The sequence below is a fragment of the Streptomyces sp. NPDC107454 genome (assembly GCF_055582885.1).
Map to the genome: position 1 here is coordinate 87,558 of NZ_JBVJPA010000021.1, position 23,041 is coordinate 110,598.

Here is a 23,041-nt window from a genome sequence, read left to right on the forward strand (position 1 = left end):
CGGGCAGCTGCCCCCGGCTGGGGGTCCAGGGGTCACCCCCCGGACAGACACAGCATGAAGAAGCTCGTGGAACTCGACGCGAAGGCCGAACTCCCGGGGAAGACGCTCGGATAGCACGCTGACACTCGGGCGGCGCGGTCGGCGCGGTCGGCGCTCGGTGTGTGTACGACGATGGGGCGGCCCCCGGTCAAGGGGGCCGCCCCATTGGCGTTACTGCGGTTCGTGCGCCGTCCCGTGGCACACGGACGCGGCTTACTTGCCCTTGGCCGCTTCCTTGAGCTTGCTGCCCGCGGAGACCTTCACGCTGTAGCCGGCCGGGATCTGGATCGGGTCGCCGGTCTGCGGGTTGCGCGCGGTGCGAGCGGCACGGTGGGTGCGCTCGAAGGTCAGGAAGCCGGGGATGGTGACCTTCTCGTCGCCCTTGGCAACGATCTCGCCGACGGTCTCGGCGAACGCGGCCAGAACGGCGTCGGCGTCCTTGCGGGTCACCTCGGCGCGGTCGGCCAGCGCGGCCACCAGCTCACTGCGGTTCATGTTGTTACTCCCGTGTTCTTCTTGCCGTTGAGGCGTGCCACGCGGCGGAGCCGCATGTTGGATGCGGCGAAGCCGATGCTGCCAGGGCCCTCGGTCGGTCCCCGGACCCGGGTCCGTAGCCAGACCCTCGCGCCCGAAGACGCATCCTGCCCCCACCTGCGGCGGGAAAGCCAATCCGGCACCCCTGGGAGTCACACGAACACCCTTGGGAGTCACACGAAAAGCGCCACTGCCTCAGTGTGGTGACGCTCCGTCCGCTCCCGGCAGCGGACCGCAGGGCCTGGGAGGCCTGAGCCTGGCCGCCACCCTAGAGGGCGGCCAGGTACCCCGCATCCCGCGACGCGCCGACGCGCCGCCGTCGTGGCGATCGTCACAGCAAGTCACACCGCAACAACCACCGACCACCGTCATCCGGCGGGCGCCCGCCGGCCCGTCCGGCGTTCGGGGACAAGGCCGTACGGGCCGACGCGGGGGCCGGGGGCGGCAAGCCCCCGGCGACGTCCGCACCGGCGCCGAGTGCCCTACTCCGCCGCTGTCACACCCGCCGCCTTCGCCGCGGAGCGCACCGCTCCGGCGACCGCGCCCGCGACCTTGTCGTTGAAGACGCTGGGGATGATGTAGTTCGGGTTCAGCTCGTCCTCGGTCACCACGTCCGCGAGCGCGGCCGCGGCGGCCAGCATCATCTCGGTGTTGACCGTGCGGGACTGGGCGTCCAGGAGGCCACGGAAGACTCCCGGGAAGACCAGCACGTTGTTGATCTGGTTGGGGAAGTCGGAGCGGCCGGTGGCGACAACTGCCGCGGTCTGGCGGGCGATTGCCGGGTCGACCTCGGGGTCGGGGTTCGCGAGCGCGAACACGATGGCACCGTCGGCCATGGCGGCCACGTCGTCGCCGTCGAGCACGTTCGGGGCGGAGACGCCGATGAACACGTCGGCGCCGCGCACGGCCTCCTTCAACGTGCCCGTGAGGCCCTCGGGGTTGGTGTTGTCGGCGATCCAACGCAGTGGCGAATCGGAGGCCGCGCCGACAAGGTCCGCGCGGTCCGCGTGCACGACTCCGTGGATGTCGGCGACGACGGCGTTCTTGACGCCCGCGGCGATGAGCAGCTTCAGGATGGCCGTACCGGCCGCGCCCGCGCCGGACATGACGACCCGGATGTCACCGATGGCCTTGCCCGCCACACGCAGGGCGTTCGTGAGCGCGGCGAGGACGACGATCGCGGTGCCGTGCTGGTCGTCGTGGAAGACGGGGATGTCCAGGGCCTCGCGCAGCCGGGCCTCGATCTCGAAGCAGCGCGGCGCGGAGATGTCCTCCAGGTTGATGCCCGCGAAGCCGGGGGCGATGGCCTTGACGATCTCGACGATCGCGTCGGTGTCCTGGGTGTCCAGGCACAGCGGCCAGGCGTCGATGCCGGCGAAGCGCTTGAAGAGGGCCGCCTTGCCCTCCATGACCGGGAGGGCGGCCTTGGGGCCGATGTTCCCGAGGCCGAGCACGGCCGAGCCGTCCGTCACGACCGCAACGGAGTTGCGCTTGATGGTGAGGCGGCGGGCGTCCTCGGGGTTCTCGGCGATCGCCATGCACACGCGGGCTACGCCCGGGGTGTAGATCATGGAGAGGTCGTCACGGTTGCGGATCGGGTGCTTCGACTGCATCTCGATCTTGCCGCCGAGGTGCATGAGGAACGTACGGTCGGAGACCTTGCCCAGCGTGACGCCCTCGATGCCGCGCAGCTGCTGGACGATCTCGTCGGCGTGGGCCGTGGAGCTCGCCGCGATGGTGACGTCGATCCGGAGCTTCTCGTGGCCTGAGGCGGTCACGTCGAGGCCGGTCACCGAGCCTCCGTGGGACTCTACGGCCGTGGTGATCTGGGAGACCGCGGTTCCGCTCGCGGGCACCTCCAGTCGGACCGTAATCGAGTAGGAGACGCTGGGCGCCGTTGCCATGGCCGACTTCCTCTGCTTTCACCGTGTACTGCTGGGTCGCGCTGTCTCGCGGGTATGCCGTCCGATCGTCGCACCTACCCCTCAGTACGTGGTAGCCGCCCCGGATTGCGAACGTTTTGTTCGCAGGTAAGGCGTGCGTTTTCGGAAGACAACTTCCACCATACGAGAGTACGTGAACCTCGGGGGAAACGGTCGACGAACGGAAGCAGACAACGAAAGAGGCTCACGTCGGGTGACGTGAGCCTCTCCTCGTTCAGTGACACCGACCCGCCATGCTCGCCTCGCGGCAAGTGGTCGCTCGTAGCGACGAAGGTTGGGCCCGGGGGCTTGGATCGGGCCGGTGTCACATCCACGGTAACAAACGATCCCCGTAAGGCAATTCCCACCCCGAGAGTTCATCTGGGGCGTCGGCCCCGGCGGGGGTCAGTCCCGGAGCAGATCCGGCACCCCGTTCGCGTCGGGTTCGTCGCGGTCGCCGGAGACGATCGTCAGCTGCTGCGTGGCGCGGGTGAGGGCGACGTAGAGCACCCGCAGGCCCGCGGGCGACTCGTCGGCGATCTCCGCCGGCGAGACGACCACCGTCGCGTCGTACTCCAGTCCCTTCGCCTCCAGGCTCCCGAGCGCCACCACCCGTTCGCCGAGCCCGGCGAGCCAGCGGGCGGCCTCCTCGCGCCGGTTCATGGCCACCACGACGCCCACCGTGCCGTCCACCCGGTCCAGCAGCCGCGCGGCCTCGGCGCGCACGGTCTGCGCGAGCGAGTCCCGTACACCGGCGCCCGCGTTGTTCGTCGCCACGAAACGCGGCTCGACCCCGGTGGACCGTACGGCCGAGGGGGACTCGGAGCCGGGCATGGCGAGGGCGAGGACCTTGGCGGCCAGCTCGGCGATCTCGGCGGGGTTGCGGTAGTTGACGGTGAGGGTGAAACGGCGCCTGGGACGGCTTCCCAGGGCCTCGTCACGGGCCTCCGCGGCCTCGTCGGGATCCGACCACGAGGACTGCGCCGGGTCGCCCACGACGGTCCAGGTGGCCTGCCGGCCGCGTCGGCCCACCATCCGCCACTGCATGGGCGTGAGGTCCTGCGCCTCGTCGACGATGACGTGCGCGTACTCGACGCGCTCCTGCGCCAGCCGCTCGGCCCGCTCGCGCTGCGACTCCTCGCGTACGGGCATGAGCTCCTCGAGACCGGTGAGCTGGTCCAGCGGGTCCAGCTCGCGGCGTTTGCGGGGCCGGACGGGCATGCCCAGGATCGCCTGGAGCTCGTCCAGCATCGCCACGTCGTGGACGGACAGCCCGTCCCGCTTGAGCGAGCGCGCGACCCGGCGCACCTCGCCGGGGTTGAGGATCCGGCGCGCCCAGCGGCCGAGGCGCCGCTCGTCGGCCATGGCGGCGAGGACGCCCCGCGGGGTCAGCTCGGGCCACCACGCGTCCACGAAGTCGATGAAACTGTCCTCGGAGGCGACGTCCTCGTCGAAGGACGACCGCAGCTCGGCGGCCAGCTCCGGGTCCGTGTGCCGCGTACCGGCCCCGGACTTCGACCACAGCGCGTCCAGCAGAAGTTTGCGGGCGCGCGGGCGCAGCAGGTTCACCGGCGCGGTCCCGCTCAGCGCGTTGTGCTTGATGCGGTCGAGCTCGGCGGCCTCCAGCTCCAGGCGCCGCCCGAAGGCGACGACACGCAGGCGGGTGGGGGCGCCCGCGGGGGCCGGGGCGGCCTCCTCGCCGAAGGCGAGCTGCTCCGACCGGTCCCCGGCGGCGGTGGACCGGCCCGGGCCGGCGCCAGGCGTCTCCAGCGCGCCTCTGGCGGCCTTCCGCAGCACCTTGAGCATCCTGTACGAGCCCTTGGCGCGGGCGACGGCCGGGGAGTCGTACAGGGTGGCCTCCGCGCCGTCGACGAGGGAGCCGATGGCGCGGATGGCGACCTGGCCCTCCTCGCCGAGGGAGGGCAGCACGCCCTCCGTGTAGGCGACCAGGAGCGGGGTCGGGGAGACGATCAGGATGCCGCCCGCGTACCGGCGGCGGTCCTGGTAGAGGAGATAGGCCGCCCGGTGCAGGGCCACGGCCGTCTTGCCGGTGCCGGGGCCGCCCTCCACGTAGGTCACCGACGCGGCGGGGGCGCGGATCACCAGGTCCTGTTCGGCCTGGATGGACGCCACGATGTCCCGCATGGTGTGGCTGCGGGCCTGGCCGAGCGCGGCCATCAGGGCGCCGTCGCCGATCACCGGGAGTTCCCGGCCGTCGAGGGTGGCCTTGAGCTCGGGGCGCATCAGGTCGTCCTCGACGCCGAGAACCTTGCGGCCCTTGGAGCGGATGACCCGGCGGCGTACGACGCGGCCCGGGTCGACCGGTGTCGAGCGGTAGAAGGGGGCCGCGGCGGGCGCCCGCCAGTCGATGACCAGCGGCGCGTAGTCCGCGTCCAGCACTCCGATGCGGCCGATGTGGAGCGTCTCGGCGATGGAGGCGTACTGGCCGGTCTCGTCCACCTGTACGACACCCTCGGCCGGTTCGACGGCCGTGTAGGCGCCGTCCGGGCCCTTCTTGCCGTCCTTCCCGAGCAGCAGGTCGATCCGGCCGAAGAGGAAGTCCTCGAACTCGTTGTTCAGGCGATTCAGATGAATCCCCGCGCGGAACACCTGGGCGTCGCGCTCCGCGAGCGCCCCCGGTGTACCGACCTGGCCGCGCTGAGCGGCGTCGTTCATCAGGAACTCCGCCTCGTGGATCTTCTCCTCGAGGCGCCGGTACACCCGGTCCAGATGTTGCTGCTCGACGCTGATCTCACGATCCCGTACGGAATCGTCCTGTGCGGAATCGTGGATCTGGTCGAGCGCGGTTTCCTGCTGAGCCTGAGCGGCCACCGGGCCCCCTTCTGACGTGCTGGGCAGCCGTCAACCGTACGCGAAGGGGACCCCGTGAGGCTACGTGCGCGCCCTGAGTTCGCTCACACGTTCACCTCGACGAGCCGCTTCCCGTCGAAGGTCATGACCTCGAAGTGGTCGATCTCGTTCGGGTTGAAGGCCGCGCCGCCGTGGACGTAGAGAGGCTTCTTCGCCTCTTCCGTCTTGGCGTTCGTGATGCCGTAGCCCCAGTTCGGGACGGCCCAGGAGGTCACCGTCTCACGCTCGCCGTTCTTGCCGACGGCGATCAGGGAGCACTTCAGCGGGCCCTTGACGTTCTTGAGCTGGAGGACGGCGTGGGTGCCCCAGTCCTTCTTCTCGATCGCGACGACGGCGTTGACCTTGGTGCTCGGGTCCGTGGCCGACTTCTTGTCCGTCATGACGTCGAAGGCTGCCTTGGCCGGGCTGGTGGCCATGGCCGAGTCGGGCGACGCGGTGGTGGTGGTACCGCCGCCGCCGTTGACGGCCATCACCGTCAGCGGGCCGCCGATGATCAGCGCGGCCGCGGCGGCCACGAGGTAGAAGCCGCGCCGGCGCTTGACCGCGCGTCGCTCCGACACCTCGTCGACCAGCCGTTCGGCGAGCCGTGGGCTCGGGCGGGCGGCCAGCGACTCGCCGATGGCGGGCGTGCCCTGCGAGGCGGGCAGATCCGCGAGCGCGGCGAGCATCGGTTCCATCCCGGCGAGCTCGTCGAGCTGCTGGGCGCACCATTCGCAGGTGGCGAGATGGGCCTCGAAGGCTGTCGCTTCGGCGTCGTCGAGGATACCGAGGGCGTAGGCGCCGACGGTTTCGTGAATGTTGTCACCGGGATTCTGTTGTCCCCGTGGTCCCTGCATGGCTCCTGGCCCGCCCGTTCCGTAACCCCCGTATGTGTTCATGCCGTCACCCCCCGCTCCTCCAGCGCCAGCTTCATCGACCGCAGGGCGTAGAACACCCGGGAGCGCACGGTGCCGCTGGGTATGCCGAGCGTCTCGGCCGCCTCATTGACCGTACGCCCTTTGAAGTACGTTTCGACCAGAACTTCCCTATGAGCAGGGGTCAGGTCGTCCAGCGCGTCCGACAGTGTCATCAGCCACAACGCCTTGTCGATCTCGTCCTCCGCGGGGATGACCTCCAGCGGTGACGGGTCCACCTCCTGCGGCCGGGCCTGCCGGCTGCGGTGGCCGTCGATGACGATGCGCCGGGCGACCGTCACCAGCCAGGGTCGTACCGAACCGGTCGCCCGATTGAGCTGACCGGCGTTCTTCCAGGCACGGATGAGTGTTTCCTGCACAACGTCCTCGGCACGCTGCCGATCCCCCGCGACCAGCCGCAGCACGTACGCGAGCAACGGACCCGCGTGTTCCCGGTACAGCGCACGCATCAGCTCCTCGTCGGGTTCGCTCGACGAAGCCGACGCAGACGGATTCATGCGATGTCGGGCCCTTGACCTTCGTTCATCAGCCACGGCGGAATCCTTGCGCACGCCTACCTCCGGTGTCCGGGGGATCCCCCAGTCGGTCGCTCGTCCCGGAGTACGTGTCTGGGCGTGCGCGTGTTCAAAGAGGTGGGACATATTTCTTGGAAGAGTTGTGAAGGATGTTTGTTGATCACCGCACGCGATCGACACATCACATAGGGGTGAAGCGAAGGCTCCGGATACTGTGACGCGTTTCATACGCGCTTTATGCGCGTCATACACGCATATGCGCGTCATGCACGGTTCACGCGCGGGCGAGGGCCGCCCGGCGCCGATGCCGGGCCACCCGCTCCCGGTTTCCGCACACCTCACTGGAACACCACCGTCGGCGCCGCCCCCGGGAGGTGTCGAGGTAGACGATCGGGCAGTTGTCCCCCTCGCACTGTCTGAGGCTCGCGCGCGCCACCGGGTCGGTGAGCAGTTCGAGGGCGTCGCGGGCGATGACGGCGAGCAACCCGGGGCGGCCGGGCGGGGTGTGCAGCCGGCGCCGCAGCGAGCCGTCGTCCGCGCGTACGGCCCAGGGGGCGGGCGGGGCGGCGAGCGCGACGGCGTTGACGCGGGCGAGCGCGGTGTCGGCGGGCCGCGCGTCCAGCTCACCGCGGACCAACCGGGCGACATGACCGCGCAGTTCGCGAAAGCCCACGAGCCAGGAGAGGTCGGCCGCCGCGAGCGGGGTGCCCGCGGGGACGAGCCCGGAGCGGGTGATCCAGGCGCGCAGCCGGTCCACCGAGTCGAGCCGTTCCTCGGGGTGGGTGGTCGCGAGGAGGTCCAGGCAGATCCGCCCGGAGTCGAACCTCAGCTCGTACGAGGCCGTGGCCATGCCCGATGCCATGTGCCTGTCACCGCCTTGGGGTTACCGCCGTGAGGGGTCGGTAGGGGTCGTACCCCCTACAGTGCATGGCTGCACCCGCGACCGGAAGACCCGTGCCGGTCAGGGGGTGGACGTCCGCTTATGAGACCGCGCGCCTCGGCCATGTCCGGTGCCGGACCACGACGGTTGACTCGATGGCATGACAGAGAACAGCACGGGGCGGCGTACCACCGCCGGAGGTGTCCTGGGTGCGGCCACGGTCGCGATGGGCCTGATCGCCGGGGTCTTCTACATTTTCGCCTGCGACGTCATGCCGGCACTGGCCCGCAGTGACGACCGCGTCTTCATCGAGGTCATGCAGAACATCAACGACGTGATCCAGAACCCAGTGTTCTTCCTGAGTTTCCTGGGCGCGCTGGTCCTCACGGCGGTCTCCGCCTGGCAGTTGCGCAAGTCCCCCCACCGGTGGTGGGTGTTCGCCGCCCTCGCCGCGTACGCGCTGGCCTTCCTGTTCACGGTCGCCGTGAACATCCCGCTCAACAACCGCCTGGCAAACGCCGGGAACCCCGCGACGACCGCCGACCCGGCCGCCGTACGCCAGCGGTTCGAGGACACCTGGGTCGCGTGGAACGTCGTACGGGCCCTGCTGTCGACGCTCGCCCTGGCCTGCCTCACCCGCGCCCTGCTCCTGTACCGCCACCGCGCCTACACGTCGGCGTACTTGGAGTCGGCGGCCGGGTCGAGCGCGAGCCGGTAGCCGCGCTTGACGACGGTCTGGATGAGCTTGGGCGCGCCGAGTGCCGTACGCAGCCGGGCCATGGCCGTCTCGACGGCGTGCTCGTCCCGCCCGGCGCCCGGCAGCGCCCGCAGCAGCTCGGACCGGGCGACCACCCAGCCGGGGCGGCGGGACAGGGTCCGCAGCAGCGACATCCCGGCGGGCGGTACGGGCCGCAGCGCTCCGTCGACCATCACGGCGTGGCCGCGGATCTCTACGCGGTGGCCGGCGATGGGCAACGTACGGGCCCGGCCGGGGAGTTCCTGGCAGAGCAGCTGGACGAGGGGGCCGAGCCGGAAGCGCTCGGGCTGGACGGTGTCGATGCCGTGCGCCTGCAGAGGGAGCGCGGTGACGGGGCCGACGCAGGCGGGCAGGACGTCGTGGTGGAGGGCGGCGAGGAGTTCGGACAGCAGGCCGCGGTCCTCGGCCCTGGACAGCAGGGAGGCGGCGGCGGGCGCGCTGGTGAAGGTGAGCGCGTCCAGGCCCCGGGTGACGGTGGCGTCGAGGAGCCGGTCGACGGGCCCGATGTCCTCCGGCGGCATCCACCGGTAGACGGGGACCCCCACGACCTCGGCTCCGGCGGCCCGCAGCGACTCCACGAACCCGGGCAGCGGCTCGCCGTGCAGCTGTACGGCGATACGGCGGCCCTCGACGCCCTCCTCCAGGAGCCGGTCGAGCACCTCGGCCATGGACTCGGAGGAGGGCGACCACTCCTCGGTCAGTCCCTGGGCCCGTACGGCGCCCTTCACCTTGGGGCCGCGCGCGAGCAGTTCGACCCCGCGCAGCCGGCTGAGCAGGGCCTCGCCGAGCCCCCACCCGTCGGCGGCCTCGATCCAGCCGCGGAAGCCGATCGCGGTGGTGGCGACCACGATGTCGGGCGCCTGGTCGATCAGCTCCTTGGTGGCGGCGAGGAGTTCGCTGTCGTCGGCGAGCGGCACGATGCGCAGGGCGGGCGCGTGCTGGACGACGGCGCCGCGCCGCTGGAGCAAAGCCCCGAGTTCGTCGGCCCGACGCGCGGCCGTCACGCCCACGGTGAACCCCGCGAGGGGGCCGCTGTCCTGCCCGGCCGGTCGCTGCTGTTCGTCGTCCATGGCTCTCGTCTCGCGCTGGGGGTCTACGTGCGGTCACCGCTGACCGAGCCTGTCAACACCCCGTGACAGGCTCGGTTCACCTTGATGTCACCCGTGTTACGTCAGACCTCGACGTAGCTGAGCTGCGGCTTCGCCTCTGCGGCAGTGGCCGTGCGGGTCTGGGTGGCGGGGCCGCGAAGGTATACGGCCCAGGTCACCAGGAAGCACAGCGCGTAGAAGGCGAGGAAGGCCACGAAGGCGCCGGTGCCCGAGCCGTAGGACAGGAAGGACTGCCGGAAGGCGAGGTTGATGCCGACGCCGCCGAGCGCGCCCACCGCGCCGATGAGGCCCATGGAGGCGCCGGACAGCCGCCGCCCGTAGGAGGCCGCCGCCTCCCCTTCCAGCCCCTTGGCGACGGCCTTGGCCTGGAAGATGCCCGGGATCATCTTGTACGTCGAGCCGTTGCCGAGCCCGGTGAGCACGAACAGCGCGATGAACGCGATCGTGAACAGGGGAAGCGACTTCTGGGTGGAGGCGACGACGATGACACCGGTCGCGCCGGCCATGGCGACGAAGTTCCACAGCGTGATGCGCGCGCCGCCGTAGCGGTCGGCGAGCCAGCCGCCCACGGGCCGGATCAGCGAGCCGAGCAGCGGGCCGATGAAGGTGACGTAGGCCGCCTGCAGCGGAGTGCGGCCGAACTGGTTCTGGAGCACCTGCCCGAAGGCGAAGCTGTAGCCGATGAACGACCCGAAGGTGCCGATGTAGAGGAAGGACATGATCCAGGTGTGGGCGTCCTTCGCGGCGTCCCTGGCGGCGCCGGTGTCGTTCTTCACGGACGCGATGTTGTCCATGTAGACGGCGGCGAGCACGGCGGCGACGACGATCAGCGGAATGTAGATCCCCAGCAGGACCCTCGGTCCGCCGTTCGCGCCGATGATCGCGAGCGCCACGAGCTGGATGACGGGCACGCCGATGTTTCCGCCGCCCGCGTTGAGACCGAGCGCCCAGCCCTTCTTCCTCAAGGGGAAGAAGGCGTTGATGTTGGTCATGCTGGAGGCGAAGTTGCCGCCGCCGATGCCCGCGAGCAGACCGACCAGCAGGAAGGTGTCGAACGAGGTCCCCGGCTTCATCACCGCGAACGCGGCGACGCTCGGGACGAGCAGCAGGCTCGCCGAGACGATGGTCCAGTTCCGGCCGCCGAAGATCGCCACCGCGAAGGTGTACGGCACCCGCACCACGGCTCCGACCAGCGTCACCATCGAGGTGAGCATGAACTTGTCGGCCGGGGTGAGCCCGTACTCGGGGCCCATGAAGAGCACCATCACCGACCACATGGTCCAGATCGAGAACCCGATGTGCTCGGAGAGCACGGAGAAGAGCAGATTCCGCCGGGCGACCTTCTCACCCGTCTCTTTCCAGAAGGTCTCGTCCTCCGGGTCCCACTTCTGGATCCAGCGGCCTCCCCTGCTCGGTGCGGGGGCTGTACTAGGGGCTGTCATGACGCCTCCACGGTTCTCCGGTGCGGTGCCCAGGTGTCGTACAACGACTGACTGAGTCCCGAAGGTAGGGAGGACGCGTTTCGAGGCTGTGGCTGTGAGTGACCGGAAAGGAACGTTGCTCTCACGAGGAGGAGGGGGCGACGGTGAGGACGTCCGGGGTGCCGTCGTCCCCCTGCCTGCGTCTAGACCCGGTGGCTCCCTCGCGAGGCGCCCTTCTTCCTCTTCGCGCCGTCGGGCCACAGCCTCGGGCTGCGCTTGGCGGCGATGTCCTCGATCCAGCCGAAGGCCAGGATCGTCAGGCCGATGAGGGGCCAGACCAGGAGGAACATCCACACCATGTACGAGGAGTCGAGCGCGGCCACCGCGCTGTCGCTCTGCATGAACGGGAGGTTGTAGGCCTGGTCGATGATCGGGACCGTGGCCATGATCAGCATGTTGTGCCAGAGGTAGATCGTGACGGCCCGGTTGTTGGACAGGGTGATCAGCTTGTCCCAGCGGGCCAGCCTGCCGGGGAGTTCCTGCCAGGACGGGGAGTACTGGAGCAGGATGACGACGAAGCCGAAGGACCAGGCCGCCTGGGCGAGGGGGATGTCGTTCAGGTCCCAGCCGTCGGGGCCCAGGTGTCCCGAGGCCCACCACAGGCCGAAGGCCATGAGCAGGGCCGAGCAGGAGATCGCCAGATAGCGGGGGACCTGTTGCAGGACGCCCTCGTGGTGGGCGAAGCCCAGGACCCAGCAGCCGCCGTAGACCGTGAAGTCGGAGATCGCGTTGCCCGTCTCGCCGGGGATGGTGACCAGGCCGGTGCCGAGGACCGCCGTCAGGGCGAGGGGGGCCAGCAGCGTCGCCCAGGGCACCCTGCGGAAGGCCCACAGCAGCAGGGGCGAGGCGATCACGAACCACAGATAGGCGCGCAGGTACCAGAGCGGGCCCGCCGCCTGGACCGCCCAGGTGTCCTCCAGCAGGCCGGACTTGGAGCCGACGTGCCAGGGGAAGGGCGGGGCGCCGATCGGAATGACGTAGTCGATCAGCTTGACGAGGCCCCAGGTGCCGCCGTTGTCCGGGTCCTTCAGCACGTTCCAGCCGCCCGCGAACATCAGTGCGAGCGCCACCGCGCCGAACGCCCACAGGGGCGGCAGGAGGCGGCGGATACGGCCGCGGATCACACCGAGGGGCGGGCGGCTGAGCGAGCGGGCCATCAGCGAGCCGGCCAGCGCGAACATCACGCCCATGGAGGGGAAGAGGACCGTCAGCCACGCCCAGCCGAAGAGGTGGTAGACGACCACACGGACCAGGGCGATCGAACGCAGCAGGTCCAGGTAGCGGTCACGGCCGGGCTTCTTGGGCGCGGAAGCGGACTGCGCGGCCGGTCCCGGGGCTGATCCCGGGGTGGGTGTCGGAGCGGGTGTCGGAGCGGGTGTCGGCGACGGTGCCGGTTCGGGGTGGATCCGGGCCGATCCCAGCGGCGGTGTCGCACCCGCCGTGTACTCGTGCGTGGTCATGCGACCGGCCTCCGATCGTTCCCGCTCTGTGCCGTCCGCTGCCGCGGGATCGATCCCGGTGCCTCCACGACGCCGGTCCGCCGCAGCTTCTGCCAGCGCAGCCGGCCTCCGGTGAGCGCGGTGATCCAGGACTGGAGGAGGACCATGTACATCAACTGCCTGTAGAGGATCTGCTGGAGCGGGAGCGAGATGAGATACCTCATGCGCTCACGGTCCAGCCGGAAGGCGTACGCCGCGCAGGCCGCCTGGACGGCGAGGACGCCCAGCCACGCGAGGACCGTCTTCTGCGTCGGGCCGAAGACGAGCCCGTACAGCAGGAAGACGTCGATCAGCGGGGCCAGCAGCGGGGCCAGGACCATGAACAGCGAGACCAGCGGCAGGCCCACCCGGCCGAAGCGGCCCGACGGGCCCCGTTCGACGAGCGCTCTGCGGTGCTTCCAGATCGCCTGCATCGTGCCGTACGACCAGCGGTAGCGCTGGGACCAGAGCTGCTGGACGGACTCCGGCGCCTCCGTCCACGCGCGTGCCTTCTCCGCGTAGACGACCCGCCAGCCGTCGCGGTGCAGGGCCATCGTGATGTCGGTGTCCTCGGCGAGCGTGTCGTCGCTCATGCCGCCGACCCGCTCCAGCGCGGAGCGGCGGAAGGCGCCGACCGCGCCGGGGATGGTCGGCATGCAGCCGAGGATGTCGTACATCCGGCGGTCGAGGTTGAAGCCCATCACGTACTCGATGTGCTGCCAGGCCCCGATGAGGGAGTCGCGGTTGCCGACCTTCGCGTTGCCCGCGACCGCGCCGACGCTCGGGTCGGCGAACGGCTGGACGAGTTCGCGGACGGTGGCCGGTTCGAAGACCGTGTCGCCGTCCATCATCACGACGATGTCGTGACGGGCGTTGGCCAGGCCCCGGTTGAGGGCCGCGGGCTTGCCCGCGTTGTGCTGGCGCACGACACGGACGTTCGGCAGCCGCAGGTCCTCGACGATCCGCGCCGTGCCGTCGCTCGAACCGTCGTCGACGACCAGCACTTCGACGGGGTGTTCGCTCGCCATCAGGGAACGGACCGTGTTCTCTATGCACTTGGCCTCGTTGTACGCCGGCACGAGCACCGACACCGGTTCGGTGACCGGCGCCGGACCCCAGCGGAAGTCCGTGCGCCGCACCCGGCGGGCGTGCAGGGCGGACAGCAGGAGCATCATGCCGAAGCGGGCGAAGACGAGCACGCCGATGATCGCGATGCCGACGACCAGGGCGTCGGTGGCGCCGTCGGAGGCGCGCACCAGGTAGACCCAGGCCTTGCCCTTCCACAGTTCGAGGCCGGTGACCTGGGTGTGCGCGCTGGGCGCGTCGAGGGCCTCGGTGAGGTTCTGGAACCGGTACCCGCGCTCCTGCAGCTCCGGCAGGAACCTGTCCAGCGCCTGCACGGTCTGGTGGCGGTCACCGCCGGAGTCGTGCATCAGGACGATCGCGCCCTTGCCGCCCCTGGGCGTGGCGTTGCGGATGATCCGGTCGACGCCCGGCTTCTGCCAGTCCTCGCTGTCGGTGTTGTTGACGACGGTGATGTAACCGCGCGTACCGATGTACTGCGTCACCGGCCACGACTTGTTGTCCATGGCGTCCGCGAAGGACGAGTACGGGGGCCGGAAGAGCGAGGTGCGGATGCCCGCCGCGCCGGCCAGCGCCAGCTGGTTCTGGGAGAGCTCCCAGTCGATGCGCTTCGTGGACTGGAAGGAGAGGTCGGGGTGGTTGAAGGTGTGCAGGCCGACCTCGTGGCCCTCCGCGACCATGCGCTTCACCAGCTCCGGATAACGCGAGGTCATGGTGCCGGTGACGAAGAAGACGGCGTGGGCGTGGTGCTTCTTCAGGACGTCGAGAACCTTGGGTGTCCACGTGGGGTCCGGGCCGTCGTCAAAAGTGAGGACGAGCCGGTGGTCCGGGACGCTCAGGCTGTTCGTGCGGCCACCGCGGGTGTCGATGACCGGGCCGCCGTCGAGGATCTTGTCCGGCACCTTGTCGGTGGCGGCCTCGGGCTGGATGCGGTGGTCGGCGAGGATCTCGCTGTGCACGTAGCCGCGCAGCATCAGCATGGCGAGCATGGCGACGAGGAGCAGCGAGGGCAGCAGCCAGCGCATGGGCAGCCGTCGGCGCCGGACATCGGGTGCCGGACGTCGCGCACGGGGAGCGGGCCCGTGCGCGTTGGTGCGGGATGCCATCAGAGGATGTTCTCCAGGTTCTGCGGGGTCGCCGGGCTCACCGGGTTCTCCGGGGACGAGGAGTTGGTGATGCCGGGCGCGGAGGCGATGGGGCCCGGTTCTACGGGGCTGTCGGCGACCGTGCCGGTGCCGCCGGCGCCGACCGTGCTCCCCGAGGGGCTCGGCGAGGCGGCGCCGTCCTCGGAGGGGCTGGGGTCGGGCGAGTCGGACACCGGGAGGGACGGCGGGGTGACGGGGTCCTTGGTGGTGCTGGTGCTCGGTTTCGGCCTGGTGGTGGCGGACGTCGAGGGCTTCGGGTCCGCGGACTTGCCCGGGTCGGTGGCGCTCGCGGAGGCGCCCGGTGTCGGGCTGACGCCCGGTGCGGGGGCCGTACCGTCGCTCGCCGAGGCGCTCGCGCCGGGCGCGGCGCTGCTCGAACCGGACGGCGACACCGAGTCGGTGGGCAGCGGCGAGGTGTCGACCTTCCCGGCCGGCGTGTCGTCCTGCTGGCCCGGTACCGGCAGCCAGGGCGCGTTGGAGTTGCCGGACAGGAGGGTGGCGACGATGACGACGGCGTACACCGCGCAGGCGATGCCGACGAGGATGCCGAGCCGGCGGAACCTGCGGCTGCGGCGGCCGGACTCGTCGACGAACACCGGGCCGTCCGAGCCGTCCTGGACGCCCGGGGCGTCCCTGGCCTGCTGAACCAGCCAGTCCTCCGTCTTCCGCCGTCCGACTCCGTCGAGTTGAACCGTCACCTCGTGCGGGTCGTGGGTGTGTCCCGGCTCACCGGACTGCTCCCAGGACGCGTCGGCCCCCCGGCCCACGCTCGGCCGACCGTCCCCATGCCCCCGACCGAGCGTGTCCGCCCTGCGCTCCACAACCGGCCAGCCGCCCCTCTGGGGTCGACTGGACGTGTCGGACCGACCGGACGTGTCGGACCGACCGGACGTGTCGGACCGACCGGGCGTGTCGGACCGACCGGGCGTGTCGGAACGGCTGGTCGTGTCGGGGCGACCGAGGGTGTCGGCTCGACCGAGGGTGTCAGGGCGGCCGAAGGCGTCGGGGCGCCCCAGAGTGTCAGGGCGGCCGAAGGCGTCGGGGCGACCGAGGGTGTCAGGCCGACCGAAGCCGTCGAGGCGGCCAAGGGTGTCAGGCCGACCGAGGAAGTCGGGGCGCCTGCGCGCGTCCGGCCAGCCACCTGTGGCCGGCCGATCGTCCTTGCCGACGCGTCGCTCGGCTCCGGCACGGTCGCGCGGCCCGGCGGGCTGATCATGCACCTCGGCGCGCTGATCCGTCCTGGCGCGGTCGCGCGGCCCGGCGGGCTGATCGGGTACTCCGGCGAGCTGATCCGGTGCGATGCGGTCACGCGGACCGGCGGACTGGTCGGGCGCCCCGGCACGGTCGCGGGGCCCGGCAGACCGATCGGGCACCCCGGCACGCCGATCCGCCCCAGCGCGGTCGCGCAGCCCGGCGGGCTCGTCGGGTACTCCGGCGAGCTGATCCAGTGCGATGCGCTCACGCGGACCGGCAGGCTTGCCGGGCGCCCCGGCACGGTCGCGCGGCCCGGCAGACCGATCGGGCACCCCGGCACGCCGGTCCGTTCCGGCGCGGTCGCGCGGCCCGGCGGGCTGATCGGGTACTCCGGCGAGCTGATCCGGTGCGATGCGGTCACGCGGGCCGGCGGACTGGTCGGGCGCCCCGGCACGGTCGCGGGGCCCGGCAGACCGATCGGGCACCCCGGCACGCCGGTCCGTTCCGGCGCGGTCACGGGGTCCGGTGGGCTGGTTGGGTACCCCGGCAAGGTCGTCCGGTCCAGCGGTCCGGTCGGGCACCCCGGTAGCGCCGTCCGATCCGACCGCCACGTCGGCAACCCCGGCACGACGGTTCAACCCGGCACGGCCCACCGCCCCTGCCCGGTCGGCCACCCCGGCCCCCAGGGCAGCCCCTTCTCCCCGGTCCACTCCAGTACGGTCACGCGGCCCGGCAGGCTGATCGGGCACCCCGGCAAGGTCGTCCGGTCCGGCCGCCCGGTCGGCAACCCCGGCACGACGGTCCGACCCGGCCCGCAGACCCGCGTCGTCTCCATGGTCCGCCTCGTCGTGGCGCTCCGCGCCGGCGTCGTCGTCCCCGCTCACCCGACGGTCCACAGCGAACCGTCGCTCAACGCCGCCCCGGCCACCGACACCGGACAACCCCTCAGAGCCGGACGAACGGCCCGCACCCGGCAACCGGCCCGCGCCGAACGCACCCTCTGCGCCCGATCGACGTTCCGCGCCAGTTCTCGTACCGGCGCCCGGTCGGCCTTCGCCGCCAGCTCCAGGCTCTCTTTCGACACCGCGTTCGACATCGGTGTCGGATTCCGCTTCCGCGGTGAGCCGCACGGCGGCGGCGCCCGCGATCTGGGGCCACGTCGACGTCGCACGGGCGGCCTCGGGCCACACCACCGACTCTCCGGATCCCGTCGGCGCGGTCGGCGCGGCCGACTCCCCGGCTCCACGCCCGTCCGCCTGATCGATATCTCGGCGATCAGGTTGGGCGTCTTCTCGCCACTTCTCCACGTGCACGCACATCCCCCCAGGGACAGGTTTCGGGTGCGCGCGCGACTCCGGGCATTACGTACATGTCGTTCGGAACGAGCCCCCACCCGTCCCGAGCGCCCCCCATTACCACACTGCACCCGGACCATGAATGTAGCGCATGGGGAAGTCCCGTGTGCTTATGTGTCAATCCTGCCCCGTCATCACCAGCTCATCGCTGGCCGGAATCCAACCGTCCGCAGGGCGCCGCAGCCACCCCTCCTCGGCAGCCAGCTCGCCGGCCGCCCGTCGAAGGGCATCGATCCCGGGGTGCACCAGCCCCTTTCGCCACACCAATGACACGGGTGACAACGGAACAGGTCCAACGAGAGGTTTCCGCACGGTTTCAGACATGGCCGGAAAATCGACCACAGCAAGGACAGGGTTCCGCTTCTTGGCCATGACCCGCCGGAACTCATCGGCTCCGACGGCCACCGGCGCGGGTGGCGCCAGCGCGATACCGCGTCCCTCGAAAAGATGAAGCGCCAAGTCGGTCCACTCCCGCGTCCGCGGATTCCCCGCCCCGGCGTACACCGTCTCGCCCGCGAGCGCGTCGAGCGGCACCGCGTCCAGGCCGGCGAGGTGATGGTCCTCGGGCAGCACGACGGCCATCGGCTCGTACCGTACGGGCTGCTGTTCGAGCCGCGCCCGGACCGCCGGATCGAGGCCCGCGAACCGTCCGAACGACGCGTCCAGGCGCCCCGCGAGGATCTCCCCCGCCGCGCCGGTCAGCCCGCTCTCGAAGCGGGCCATCAGCTCGCAGTCGGGCGCGAGCGCACGGGCCCGGTCCAGGACTCGGCCGGAGACGAGGCCCGGGGAATTGACGTCGACGAGCAGCGGCCGCTCCGGTCCGTCCCCCGCGAACGCGGACAGCAGCGCGTCCTGCGCCTCCAGCACCCGCCGCGCGTACGGCACCAGCCGCTCACCGTCGGCGGTCAGCGTCACCTGCCGGGTCGTGCGCACGAACAGCTCCGCCCCGAGTTCGCGCTCCAGTCGCCGGATGTCACGGCTGAGGGCCTGTTGCGCGACGTACAGCCGGGCGGCGGCCCGCGTGAAGTGCAACTCCTCGGCGACGACGAGGAACCCGCGCAGGAGTCGGGGGTCGAGAGAGCGGTGAGGGAGGCCGGAGGAGAGGCCGGGAGAGCGGTCGGCAGGGGCGGGCATCACGCGAACTTACAACGCAGGCGCGTCAATGGCCACGGAGTAAGTGTTGGACCGTCCGCCCCACGCCCGGCGACGGTTGGCCCATGCCGCAACAGCCCTCCGAGCACGCGTCCCTGCCCCTGTTCACCGCCATCGGCGACAGCCCGGTGATCGCCGACTTCCGCCCCCGCCGCCAGAAGGCCCCGCGTCGGACAACCCCCTACCACCGCCTCTTCACCGTCCCCGGCGCCCGCGCCTTCACCGTCGGGAACCTGCTCGCCCGGCTCCCCATGGGGATGTTCAGCGTCAGCGCGGTGATCATGATCGCGGGCTCGCGCGGCTCGTACGCCCTCGCCGGTGCCGTGACGGCGACCGGTCTCGCGGCGACCGCGCTGGTCGCCCCCTGGACCGCACGGCTCGTCGACCGCCACGGTCAGGCCCGGATCGCGGTGCCGGCCACCGCCTTCGCCCTGCTGGGAAGTGTCGCGCTGCTGCTGTGCGTGCGCTTCGGAGCGCCGGACTGGACCCTGTTCGCCGCGTACGCCGCCACGGCCACCACCCCCAACACGGGCGGCATGTCACGTGCCCGCTGGGCCCATCTCCTGCGGGACGACCCGGCCGCCGCGCACACCGCGAACTCCTTCGAACAGGCCGCGGACGAGCTGTGTTTCATGCTGGGCCCGGTGTGCGCGGCCTTCCTGTGCGGGACGTTCTTCCCGGAGGCGGGCACGCTGGTGGCCGGCGTGCTGATGATGACCGGCGTGCTGATCTTCGCCGCCCAGCGTTCGACGGAGCCGCCGCCCCAGCCCCGTACGCCCTCCAAGTCCCCTCTCCTGGCCACCGGAATGCCGCCCCTGCTCCTCTGTTTCCTCGCCACCGGTGCCGTCTTCGGTTCGATGGAGGTCGTCACGATCGCCTTCGCGGACGCACAGGGGCATCGGTCGGCGGCGGGCGCGGTGCTCGCCCTCCAGGCGGCCGGGTCGTGCGTGGCGGGGCTGCTGTACGGGGCGCGGAAGCCGACCGGTCCGGCCGAGCGGCGCCATCCGTGGTGTCTCGCCGCCATGACGGCCCTCATGGCCCTCCCCCTGCTCTCGGCCGCCCTGACCGCCTCGCTCGCGGCCCTCGCGGGCGCACTGCTGCTCGCCGGGGCCGCGACCGCGCCGACCATGGTCACCGGCATGGCCCTCGTCCAGCGGCGCACTCCCGAGGGCCGGTTGAACGAGGGCATGACCCTCGCGGTGACGGGCCTGCTCGGCGGGATCGCCTGCGGCTCGGCGACCGGCGGCTGGATCGTCGAACACATCTCGGCGACGGCGGGGTTCGGGGTGCCGGTCGCGGCGGCGGGCAGCGCGCTGGCGATCTCCCTCGCGATCCCCCTGGCGTCCGGCCCGCCGAACCGCCGCCAGTCCCTCGGCCCCAATTCCGACGCACCCCATTGACGCGCCTGGGACCCCCACATACCTTCCCCCGTCGAAGCGCTTCGACGTCACGCATCGAAACGATTCGACGAACGCTGCGTGACGGTCCCGAAACCCATCCAACTCCCCCGGAGGCAATGGATGTTGACGACACGAAGGCGTGCGGTGGCGACGGCGGCGGTGGCCCTGGCGGGCTCCCTGCTGCTGGCGTCCTGCGGCAGCTCGAACAGCGGTTCCTCGGACGGCAAGACGCTGAAGCTGTGGCACTACGAAGGGCCGGACAGCGCGATGGGCGTGGCCTGGAACGAGGCCATCAAGGAGTTCGAGGCGAAGCATCCCGGCGTCAAGGTGAAGTTCGAGGAGAAGGGCTTCGAGCAGATCCAGAAGACGGCCCCCATGGTCCTCAACTCGAACGACGCGCCGGACATCATGGAGTACAACAAGGGCAACGCGACGGCCGGGCTGCTCTCCAAGCAGGGGCTCCTCACCGATCTGACCGCCGAGGCGACCAAGCGCGGCTGGGACAAGAAGCTCAGCGCCGGCGTGCGCACCACCAGCCAGTACGACACCAACGGGGTCATGGGCTCCGGCAAGTGGTACGGGGTGCCCAACTACGCCGAGTACACGATGGTCTTCTACAACAAGGACCTCTTCAAGAAGTACGGCATCGCCGAGCCCACCACCCTCGACCAGCTCACCGCCGCCATGGACACGTTCGTGTCGAAGGGCATCACCCCGCTGGCGAACGCGGGCGCCGAGTACCTGGCCCAGCAGTACCTGTACCAGCTCGCCCTCTCCAAGGCCGACCGCTCGTGGGTCGACAAGTACGAGCTCTACAAGGGCAAGACGGACTTCCACGACGCCGCCTGGACGTACGCCGCCACGACCTTCGCCGACTGGGTGAAGAAGGGCTACATCAGCAAGAAGTCCACCTCGCTCAAGGCCGAGGACGCGGGCGTCTCCTTCATCCAGGGCAAGAGCCCGATCCTGTTCAGCGGCAGCTGGTGGTACGGGCGCTTCCAGACGGAGAACAAGTTCGACTGGGGCACCTTCCTCTGGCCCGGCAGCAACCTCAGCCTCGGCTCCGGCGGCAACCTCTGGGTCGTCCCCAAGGGCGCCAAGAACAAGGAGCTCGCCTACGACTTCATCGACATCACCATGTCGCAGAAGATCCAGAACCTGCTCGGCAACAAGGGCGGGGTCCCGGTGGGTGCCGACACCGCCGCCATCACCGACCCGAAGGCCAAGACCCTGATCGCCGACTTCAACACGCTCTCCGGCAAGGACGGTCTGGCCTTCTACCCGGACTGGCCGGTCGCCGGCTTCTACGACGTCCTCGTCTCCGAGACCCAGAAGCTGATCACGGGGAGCGAGAAACCGGACGCCTATCTGAGCGCGCTGCAGGCGGCGTACGACAAGGGCGCGCCGAAGACATGACGGTCACCGTCGAACGGGGCGGCCGGGTCGTCCGGGGGTACCGGCACCACGGCCGTACGACGCGCCCGCGCCGCCCCCACTCCTCCTACGCCCTCTTCCTGCTCCCCGGCGTCCTCGCCTTCCTCGCCGTGATCGTCGTGCCGTTCCTGATGAACACCGGCGTGAGTTTCACCGACTGGCAGGGCGTCGGCTCGCCGAAGTGGTCGGGGCTCGCCAACTACCGCGAACTGCTGGACGACTCCGAGTTCTGGGCGTCCTTCCGGCACAGCCTGTTCATGGTCGTCGCCATGGCCGCCGTACCGACGGTCCTCGGGCTCGTGCTGGCCGCCGCCCTCTTCGACTTCGTCGGCAAGCACTTCGGCACGAAGATCGCCGCCGTCCTGCGCGCCTGTTTCTACCTCCCTCAGGTCCTGCCCATCGCCGTCGCCGGCATCGTCTGGAGCTGGATCCTCTCCCCCGACAACGGCTCACTGAACGCGGTCCTGAAGGCGGTGGGCCTCGGCTCGCTCCAGCGGGACTGGCTCGGCGACCCCGACTTCGCCCTCTACAGCGTCATGGGCGTGATGGTGTGGGTCCAGATCGGCTTCCCGCTGGTCGTCTTCATGGCGGGGCTGCAACGCGTCGACCCGCAGCTGTACGAGGCGGCGGAGCTGGACGGCGCGGGCTGGTGGCGCCGCTTCTGGCACATCACGCTGCCGCAGATCCGCCCGGAGATCTACGTCGTCCTCCTCTGGTGCACGATCGCCGCGCTCAAGGTGTTCGGCGCGGTGTACGTCCTCACCAAGGGCGGTCCCGGCGGCGCGACCGACGTGCCGTCCTACTTCTCCTTCACCACCTTCTTCGAGAAGACCCAGGTCGGCTACGGCGCCGCGATCTCCACCGTGCTGACCGTGATCATCCTCGTACTCGCCCTGATCGGCCTGAAGCTCCAGACCCGCGCCGAGGACGCCGAGGAAGGACTCCGCGCATGACCGCCGTACGCCGCTATCCCGTCCTCGTGGCCCTGATCATCGCGGCCCTGTTCATGGTGCTGCCGTTCGGCATCGTCGTGATCAACGCGGTCAAGTCCCCCGCGGAGTACTCGTCGAACGGACCCCTCAGCCTGCCCCACGGTCTCTACCTCGACGGACTCAAGGACTTCTGGCAGCGCGTCGACTACGGCCAGAAGCTCGTCAACTCGATCCTGATCTCCGGCTCGGTGGCGATCGGCGCCGCCGTGCTGTCCGTTCTGAACGCGTACGCGATCGGCATCGGCCGCGTCAAGGGCCGCACCTGGGTCCTCGCCTTCTTCGTGCTGGCGAACATGCTGCCGCAGGAGGCGCTGGTCTATCCGATCTACTACCTGAGCAAGCAGGCGGGCCTCTACGACACCCGGCTCAGCGTGATCATCGTGTTCACGGTCGTCCAGGCGGCCTTCGGCACGTATCTCCTGTCCTCCGTCCTCGGGCGGTTTCCGCGCGAGATCATCGAGGCCGCCCGGATCGACGGGGCGAACCAGTGGCAGGTGCTGTGGCGGATCGTGGTCCCCGTCAGCCGCCCCACCATCGGCGTCCTCCTGGTCTTCTTCTTCATCTGGACCTGGAACGAGTTCCTGCTGCCGCTGGTCATGCTGATCTCCAACGACAACCAGACGGTGTCGGTGGCGCTCGGCGTCCTCCAGGGCCAGCGCCTGATGGACGCGACCATGACCAACGCGGCGGCCCTCCTGGGCGTGCTCCCCGCGATCGTCTTCTTCCTCGTCTTCCAGCGGACACTGACCCGCGGCATCGCCGTGGGTGCGGTCAAGTAAGGGGTGT

18 protein-coding genes are annotated in these 23,041 nt (G+C 70.6%); 6 read left to right on the forward strand and 12 right to left on the reverse strand.

The genetic code is table 11. The features are described from left to right. Window positions 1–252: 252 nt before the first annotated feature. The 6 genes from ACZ69M_RS41685 to ACZ69M_RS41710 all read right to left on the reverse strand — a co-directional run bounded on the left by ACZ69M_RS41685 (window position 253) and on the right by ACZ69M_RS41710 (window position 7,657). Complete coding sequence (locus tag ACZ69M_RS41685; protein WP_007382399.1) at window positions 253–534, reverse strand: HU family DNA-binding protein; 282 nt, start codon at window positions 532–534, stop codon at window positions 253–255. Window positions 535–1,055: 521 nt separating this feature from the next. Next, on the reverse strand, window positions 1,056–2,477 hold the full coding sequence (locus ACZ69M_RS41690) for an NAD-dependent malic enzyme (protein WP_470058336.1): 1,422 nt from the start codon (window positions 2,475–2,477) through the stop codon (window positions 1,056–1,058). 423 nt (window positions 2,478–2,900) lie between these two features. Then, a complete protein-coding gene (locus ACZ69M_RS41695) occupies window positions 2,901–5,327 on the reverse strand; it encodes a HelD family protein (protein ID WP_470058338.1) in 2,427 nt (808 codons plus the stop codon). Between the two features lie 83 nt (window positions 5,328–5,410). Continuing rightward, window positions 5,411–6,202, reverse strand: a complete 792-nt coding sequence (locus tag ACZ69M_RS41700; RefSeq protein WP_470058340.1) for an anti-sigma factor family protein — start codon at window positions 6,200–6,202, stop codon at window positions 5,411–5,413. A 38-nt stretch (window positions 6,203–6,240) separates the two neighbouring features. Beyond that, window positions 6,241–6,777: a sigma-70 family RNA polymerase sigma factor gene (locus ACZ69M_RS41705; protein ID WP_266652727.1), complete on the reverse strand. Its 537-nt coding sequence runs from the start codon at window positions 6,775–6,777 to the stop codon at window positions 6,241–6,243. A gap of 292 nt (window positions 6,778–7,069) precedes the next feature. Next, window positions 7,070–7,657, reverse strand: coding sequence for a CGNR zinc finger domain-containing protein (locus ACZ69M_RS41710; RefSeq protein ID WP_352049000.1), 588 nt, complete (start codon window positions 7,655–7,657; stop codon window positions 7,070–7,072). 178 nt (window positions 7,658–7,835) lie between these two features. On the opposite strand from ACZ69M_RS41710, the gene ACZ69M_RS41715 reads away from it, so the two are divergent. Beyond that, window positions 7,836–8,393 (forward strand): anthrone oxygenase family protein, encoded by a 558-nt coding sequence (locus tag ACZ69M_RS41715; protein WP_470058342.1) that lies wholly within the window; start codon window positions 7,836–7,838, stop codon window positions 8,391–8,393. Here the strand turns inward: ACZ69M_RS41715 and ACZ69M_RS41720 are convergent. The 5 genes from ACZ69M_RS41720 to ACZ69M_RS41740 all read right to left on the reverse strand — a co-directional run bounded on the left by ACZ69M_RS41720 (window position 8,342) and on the right by ACZ69M_RS41740 (window position 15,495). After that, window positions 8,342–9,502 carry a uroporphyrinogen-III synthase gene (locus ACZ69M_RS41720; RefSeq protein WP_470058344.1) on the reverse strand — a complete coding sequence of 387 codons (1,161 nt, stop codon included), beginning with the start codon at window positions 9,500–9,502 and terminating at the stop codon, window positions 8,342–8,344. The genes ACZ69M_RS41715 and ACZ69M_RS41720 overlap by 52 nt on opposite strands. A gap of 101 nt (window positions 9,503–9,603) precedes the next feature. Further along, window positions 9,604–10,983, reverse strand: a complete 1,380-nt coding sequence (locus tag ACZ69M_RS41725; RefSeq protein WP_470058346.1) for a nitrate/nitrite transporter — start codon at window positions 10,981–10,983, stop codon at window positions 9,604–9,606. Window positions 10,984–11,165: 182 nt separating this feature from the next. Beyond that, window positions 11,166–12,482, reverse strand: a complete 1,317-nt coding sequence (locus ACZ69M_RS41730; protein WP_470058348.1) for an acyltransferase family protein — start codon at window positions 12,480–12,482, stop codon at window positions 11,166–11,168. Continuing rightward, a complete protein-coding gene (locus ACZ69M_RS41735) occupies window positions 12,479–14,689 on the reverse strand; it encodes a glycosyltransferase (protein WP_470058350.1) in 2,211 nt (736 codons plus the stop codon). Before ACZ69M_RS41735 ends, ACZ69M_RS41730 begins: the two co-directional genes overlap by 4 nt. Then, entirely contained in the window at window positions 14,689–15,495 is an 807-nt protein-coding gene (locus ACZ69M_RS41740) for a hypothetical protein (protein WP_470058352.1), read from the reverse strand. The genes ACZ69M_RS41735 and ACZ69M_RS41740 overlap by 1 nt, the downstream gene beginning before the upstream one ends. 1,546 nt (window positions 15,496–17,041) lie before the next feature. Between ACZ69M_RS41740 and ACZ69M_RS41745 the strand changes: the two genes are divergently transcribed. Further along, entirely contained in the window at window positions 17,042–17,182 is a 141-nt protein-coding gene (locus ACZ69M_RS41745) for a hypothetical protein (RefSeq protein WP_470058353.1), read from the forward strand. A gap of 212 nt (window positions 17,183–17,394) precedes the next feature. On the opposite strand, the gene ACZ69M_RS41750 is transcribed toward ACZ69M_RS41745, so the two are convergent. Next, a complete protein-coding gene (locus ACZ69M_RS41750; protein ID WP_470058355.1) occupies window positions 17,395–18,411 on the reverse strand; it encodes a LysR family transcriptional regulator in 1,017 nt (338 codons plus the stop codon). 83 nt (window positions 18,412–18,494) lie between these two features. On the opposite strand from ACZ69M_RS41750, the gene ACZ69M_RS41755 reads away from it, so the two are divergent. From ACZ69M_RS41755 to ACZ69M_RS41770, 4 genes are all read left to right on the forward strand, one after another. Continuing rightward, window positions 18,495–19,829 carry an MFS transporter gene (locus ACZ69M_RS41755; protein ID WP_470058357.1) on the forward strand — a complete coding sequence of 445 codons (1,335 nt, stop codon included), beginning with the start codon at window positions 18,495–18,497 and terminating at the stop codon, window positions 19,827–19,829. 120 nt (window positions 19,830–19,949) lie between these two features. Next, a complete protein-coding gene (locus ACZ69M_RS41760; RefSeq protein ID WP_470058359.1) occupies window positions 19,950–21,245 on the forward strand; it encodes an ABC transporter substrate-binding protein in 1,296 nt (431 codons plus the stop codon). Beyond that, window positions 21,242–22,216, forward strand: coding sequence for a carbohydrate ABC transporter permease (locus ACZ69M_RS41765; protein ID WP_470058361.1), 975 nt, complete (start codon window positions 21,242–21,244; stop codon window positions 22,214–22,216). The genes ACZ69M_RS41760 and ACZ69M_RS41765 overlap by 4 nt, the downstream gene beginning before the upstream one ends. Next, window positions 22,213–23,034, forward strand: a complete 822-nt coding sequence (locus tag ACZ69M_RS41770; RefSeq protein WP_470058363.1) for a carbohydrate ABC transporter permease — start codon at window positions 22,213–22,215, stop codon at window positions 23,032–23,034. Before ACZ69M_RS41765 ends, ACZ69M_RS41770 begins: the two co-directional genes overlap by 4 nt. The last annotated feature ends 7 nt before the right edge of the window (window positions 23,035–23,041 follow it).